Raw genomic sequence first — 5348 nt, 5'->3', positions numbered from 1 at the left:
GCATCCGGTAGTGCCGGCCGCTGGCCGGCAATCCGGCGTGCCGGACCGCCTGCCCATGCCGGCCAGCGGCCGGCGCTACCTGGCAACATGCCGGCCAGCGGCCCGCATTCCCCTGCTCAGAAGCGGTAACCCAGTTCCGCACCGACAATCCGCGGGCTGTCCACCGGGCCGTAATAATTGCCGTCACGCCCGAACGCCAGATTGTCGAAGATCAGCCCGTTGATACGGCGCTTGTTGCTGAGGTTCTGCACGAACAGCCGCCCACTCCAGGGCCCGCGCTCATAGCCGAGCTGCGCACCCAGCACCACCACGGCCGGCTGGAAGGCCCGGTTGCGTTCATCCAGCGCGCTGGACCCGGTGAACTGCGATTCCAGCCGGGCGTAGATGCCGGACCCGAACTGGTAGCGCGCTGCCAGATAACCGGTGTAGTGCGGGGTCAGCTTGACCCGCTTGCCGGCCAGGTTCTGCTCGACGCTGACCCACAGCTTTGTGTATTTAGCATCGACATAGCCGACATTGGCCATCACGGTGAAGCCGGGCACCACCTCGAATACCCCCTCCAGTTCCGCGCCGCGCGAACGGATCGAGGCATCCGAGCCCACGTAGTCCGACGAGATCGGGCGACCGTTGGCATCGGTGGCCACCTGGATCTCCTGCCAGTTGTCCGACGTGATATGGAACAACGCGCCACCGAGGTGGCCGCGCCCACCGGCCAGGTTCATCTTGAAGCCCAGCTCGTGGCTCCACATGCGCTCGGATTCGTAGCGCAGCACCTTGTCGTTGACCACATCGCTCTGCGCTGCGGCCAGGTTGAAGCCACCGGGAATATAGCCCTTGGCCGAGGCCGCATAGAACGACAGGTCGTCGGTGGCGTCATAGCGCAGCGACACCCGTGGCAATGTCGCCGAGAAGGTATGCGCCAACGCGGCATCGCGATACAGCACGCGACCACCGGCGCCCAGGTCCAGCGCGCCGGCGCGCTGTTCGGTGGATCGCCGCGCCTGCTCGTGGCGCAGGCCCACACTTGCGGTCAGCCTCGGCAGCGCCGGTACGGTGTAGCTGGCCGTGGCGAACACGCTGTAGTCCTCGCCCTTCGAGGTCTGCCGCGGCGCCAGGTTGTAGCTGTCCAGCCCACGCAACGCAGGCCCCACGAACGTACCCAGGATCGAATCCTTGCGGTTGCGGTAGGTCGCCGCACCGGCCATCCAGGTCAGCGTCTGGTCACTGGGCGAACTGAAGCGCGCCTCGGCCGTCCACTCGTTCTTCCTGTCGTAGATGCGGCCGGCCAGCGCCGCACTCTGGGTCATGTCGAAGTCGTAGCCGGCCGAGGTCACTTCTTCGTTGCGCCAGGATGCGGCGACATCCAGCGTGCCGGCCTGCAGTTGCCATTGCGCACTCAGGCCTGCCACCGACTCATCCTTCTCGGTGCGTTTCGGCGCATCGTTGATATAGGTAAAGTCACCGGCACGGCGTCCGCCATTGAGTGACGTGCCATAGGTACGGTTGTACAGGCCGGTATCCAGCGGCAGGTATTCGTACTCGAACATGCCAGGCGCGCGGGTACGCAGGTGATAGGCCAGCGCATTCACCGACACGTAATCGCTCGGCCGCCAGCGCAGTTTGCCCTGCAGATAACCTTCGCCCACCCTTCCGTGCGCGCCGGAGGGCGTGAGGTTCTTCAGGTAGGCGTCCTCGTCAGAACCCATGAACGCCACCGAGCCGGACAGGCGGCCGTCCCCGCCCAGCGGGCCGGCAAGAAAGCCATCGAGGGCGGTGCCGTGGCCATTGCCGAACCAGCTGCTGCGTACATTGACTTCACCCTCCCGCGAGTCGGCAGGCCCGCGCGTACGCACCAGCACCAGACCGGACTCGCTGTTGGCGCCGTACAGCGTGCCCTGCGGCCCACGCAGCACTTCCACCGACTCGACCTGGTTGAGCACCGCGTTGCTCAGCTCTCGGAACGGAATGCCATCGATGTAGACCGAAGCACGATTGACCAGGAACGGGTTGGACTCGATGCCGCGGATCGAGATGAACATGTTGCTCAATTGCCCCATTGCATTGAACTTCACGTTCGGCGCGAGCTTGTCGAGGTCACGGAACTCGGTGACACCGGCCTCCTTCAGGGCCTGCCGATCAAGCACGGTCACCGACAGGTCGCTCTTCAGGTACGGGGTATCGCGCTTGGAACCGGTGACCCGGACGCCGTCGAGCGTGGCCGGTTCGGCCTGCTGGGCGAGCGCCGGCAGAGCGGGAATGAGCAGGGAGGCCGCGACGAGTGCGGCAGCGGGCGTGGTCGACTTCAAGGGGAAACCTCGGCGGAAGAAGGAGCGGACGCGCGGGCGGCGGCGGCGCGGAACAAGAGTGTTATCCTGTAACAATTCCAGCCACCCGCCACTCCATTCGCGGCATTGCCGCTCCATTTCCGGATCCGTGATGCCCGCCCTCGCCGACCAGCTGCTGCAGGAAACCGGCCCGCAGGCACCTGCCATTCATGCAAGCGACGATGGCACCGTCGTCCTGCTGCGCCACCGCTTCGATGCCGGCGAAGGCGTAATGGGGCATCCGCACCAGCTTCGCCTGGGCATGGCGGTGGCCGGCGGCGGACCGCTGCTGCAGCGCACGCTCAACGGCACGCTGCAGTCGTCCTGGCGGCCCGGACAGTTCAACCTGGTCCTGCCCGGAGACTGCGGCAGCTATGCCAGCCCCGCGCTGGACCTGCTCGGCATCGTCATCGATACCCGGGCGTACCCGCCACACACGCTGCAGCCGCTGGCAGCGCGGCTGCAGCGCGACCCGGTCGTCGCCTCGGTGCTGCAGGCGTTGTGGTGCACTGCGCAGGCCGATGCCTGCCTGCCCGGCTTCCTCGAGCACGGCGCGCAGGTACTGCTGCATCGCCTGGGCCAGCTTGCCGGGCAACGACGCAAGCTGCCCGCTCCCACACGCGCGCTTTCCGCCCGGCGGCTGCAGCATCTGCAGGACTACATCGACGCACAGCATGGCCAACCGCTTGTGGTCGCGCAGTTGGCCGCTGTACTGCAGATGGAGCCATCGACGTTCAGCCGCGCACTGCGCGCTGCCACCGGCCTTGCTCCCTACGCGTTCGTGGTCCAGCGCCGCATGCAGCAGGCCCGCGCTGCACTGGCACAGGGCTGCAGTGTCACCGAGGTGGCCCTGGCCAGCGGCTACGCCAATCCGAGCAAGTTCAGCGCAGCCTTCCGCCGCGTGTTCGGCTGCACACCGTCGGCGTGGCTCGCACAGGCCCACGCCCGGTAGTGCCGGCTGCTGGCTTGTAACCCGGAATGCCGCACCGCCTGCCCGCACCGGTCTGCGGCCGGTATTACCGGGCCGGGTCGAACACGGAGGCGACCCAGTCGATGAACACCCGCAGCCGCGGCGACGGCGTGCAGCGGCAACGACGTGCACACGCATCAGGTAGTGCCGGCCGCTGGCCGGCAACCCGGAATGCCGCACCGCCTGCCCGTACCGGTCTGCGGCCGGTATTACCGGGCCGGGTCGAACACGGAGGCGACCCAGTCGATGAACACCCGCAGCCGCGGCGACGGCGTGCGGTTGCGTGGGTAGACCAGGCTCAACGGGCTCGGGGTCGGCGGTGTCTCCGCCAGCAGTTCAACCAGCTGGCCACGCGCGATGTAGGGATCCATCCGGTAACGCGGCGCCTGGATGATGCCGAGTCCCGCCAACGCAGCTCCCAGGAAGGCATCCGCACCGGAAACACGCACCCTGGCCGGCAACGGTACATACCGCACCTGCGCACCTGCCTGGAACTCCAGCGGGATCAGCTGGCCACTGGCGCTGGAGCGATAGCCGACCATCAGGTGTCCGTGCTGCAGCGATTCGATGCTGTCGGGCACCCCGTGCGTCCGCAGATAGCCCGGCGAGGCCACGCTGACCTCGCGCAGCAGCGTCAACCGTCGCGACGCCAGGTCGCTGTCTTCCAGCGTGCCGACCCGCAGGGCCGCATCCACGCCTTCGCGCAGCACATCGACGTAGCGATCGCCCTCGCTGATTTCCAGCTCGATGTCCGGGTAGCGCTGCAGGAACTCCGGCAGGTGCGGAAACAGCAGATGGCGGCCCAGCGTGCCATGCACCTCGACGCGCAGTGGCCCGCGCGGCGGCACGTCACGGAATGCGGCTTCGGCATCGTCCATGTCGGCGATCAGGCGCAGGCATCGACCATAGAAGGCCTCGCCTTCCAGGGTTGGCACCACCAGCCGCGTGGTCCGATGCAGCAGGCGCACGCCCAGCCGCTGTTCCAGTGCCTTGATCGCATCGGTCAGCGTCGCCCGCGGTATCCCAAGGTCATCCGAGGCGCGGGTGAAACTGCGGCGCTCGACGATTCGGACAAAGGCGCGCAGGGCCGTGAAACGGTCCATTATTCGACCATCCGGATGATGTTGGCGGATTATGCATGATTATCCGACCGGGCAAGATGGCGAAGATGGCCTTGCGCCACTCCGGCGCGCCGTGCTGGATCCGATCATGTCCCTCCCCTCCCCCCGCGTCGTCCTGGTCACCGGCGGCTCGCGCGGCATCGGCGCGGCCATTTCGCGCCGCCTGGCTGCCGATGGCCTCGCCGTGGTGATCAACTATGCCGGCCGCCGCGACGACGCCGATGCACTGGCCGCCGAGCTGAACGCCACGGGCGCCCAGGCCATCGCGCTGCAGGCCGATGTGGCCGACCCGCAGGCGGTGCGCCAGCTGTTCGACGCCATCGAGGCCCGCTTCGGCGGCATCGACGTGGTGGTCAACAGTGCCGGCGTACTGCAGCTGGCGCCGCTGGCCGACAGTGACGATGCCCTGTTCGAGCGGGTCATCGGGGTCAACCTGAAGGGTGCCTTCAATGTATTGCGCGAAAGCGCTCGGCGGGTCCGCGACGGCGGCCGCCTGATCGGCCTTTCCACCAGCGTGGTCGGCATCCGGCTGGAGAACTACAGCGTGTATGCGGCCAGCAAGGCCGCAGTGGAGACGATGGCGGCAATCCTCAGCAAGGAGCTGCGTGGGCGCAACGTCACCGTGAACACCGTGGCGCCAGGACCGACCGCCACCGACCTGTTCCTGGACGGCAAGTCGCCTGCGCTGATTGAACGCCTGGCGAAGATGAATCCGCTGGAACGGCTGGGCACGCCGGAGGACATTGCCGGGGCGGTCGCGTTCCTGGCCGGTGCTGATGGCGGGTGGATCAATGGCCAGGTGCTGCGTGCCAACGGCGGAATGATCTAGGGCGCGCCGACAGCATCCACGCATGGCGTGGATCTACTGCATCCCATCTGACAGCATCCACGCATGGCGTGGATCTACTGCATCCCATCTGACAGCATCCACGC

The 5348-nt window shown here is 67.2% G+C and carries 4 protein-coding genes; 2 read left to right on the top strand and 2 right to left on the bottom strand.

Annotated elements, in window-relative coordinates:
• Positions 1 to 116 precede the first annotated feature (116 nt).
• Positions 117 to 2306 carry a TonB-dependent receptor gene (locus tag Q0P60_RS20530; protein WP_294997440.1) on the bottom strand — a complete coding sequence of 730 codons (2190 nt, stop codon included), beginning with the start codon at positions 2304 to 2306 and terminating at the stop codon, positions 117 to 119.
• Between the two features lie 130 nt (positions 2307 to 2436).
• Between Q0P60_RS20530 and Q0P60_RS20525 the strand changes: the two genes are divergently transcribed.
• The gene (locus tag Q0P60_RS20525) at positions 2437 to 3276 is read left to right on the top strand and encodes an AraC family transcriptional regulator (protein WP_294997439.1); all 840 of its coding nucleotides are present in this window, start codon (positions 2437 to 2439) and stop codon (positions 3274 to 3276) included.
• 227 nt (positions 3277 to 3503) lie between these two features.
• Here Q0P60_RS20525 and Q0P60_RS20520 read toward each other — a convergent pair whose 3' ends face one another.
• Positions 3504 to 4397, bottom strand: coding sequence for a LysR family transcriptional regulator (locus tag Q0P60_RS20520; RefSeq protein ID WP_294997438.1), 894 nt, complete (start codon positions 4395 to 4397; stop codon positions 3504 to 3506).
• A 106-nt stretch (positions 4398 to 4503) separates the two neighbouring features.
• Here Q0P60_RS20520 and Q0P60_RS20515 point away from each other — a divergent pair, with 106 nt between their 5' ends.
• Entirely contained in the window at positions 4504 to 5244 is a 741-nt protein-coding gene (locus Q0P60_RS20515) for an SDR family oxidoreductase (RefSeq protein ID WP_294997437.1), read from the top strand.
• Positions 5245 to 5348: the final 104 nt, after the last annotated feature.

This window comes from uncultured Stenotrophomonas sp. (assembly GCF_945952405.1).
Taxonomy (GTDB): Bacteria; Pseudomonadota; Gammaproteobacteria; order Xanthomonadales; family Xanthomonadaceae; genus Stenotrophomonas.
Note: the sequence above shows the minus strand (reverse complement) of the source record. Positions and strands in the feature narration are given on the sequence as shown.

Bases quoted from the DNA above. Each gene is read 5' to 3' on its own strand.
- Q0P60_RS20525 (WP_294997439.1), top strand. From the start codon at position 2,437: ATGCCCGCCCTCGCCGACCAGCTGCTGCAGGAAACCGGCCCGCAGGCA.
- Q0P60_RS20520 (WP_294997438.1), bottom strand. From the start codon at position 4,397: ATGGACCGTTTCACGGCCCTGCGCGCCTTTGTCCGAATCGTCGAGCGC.
- Q0P60_RS20515 (WP_294997437.1), top strand. From the start codon at position 4,504: ATGTCCCTCCCCTCCCCCCGCGTCGTCCTGGTCACCGGCGGCTCGCGC.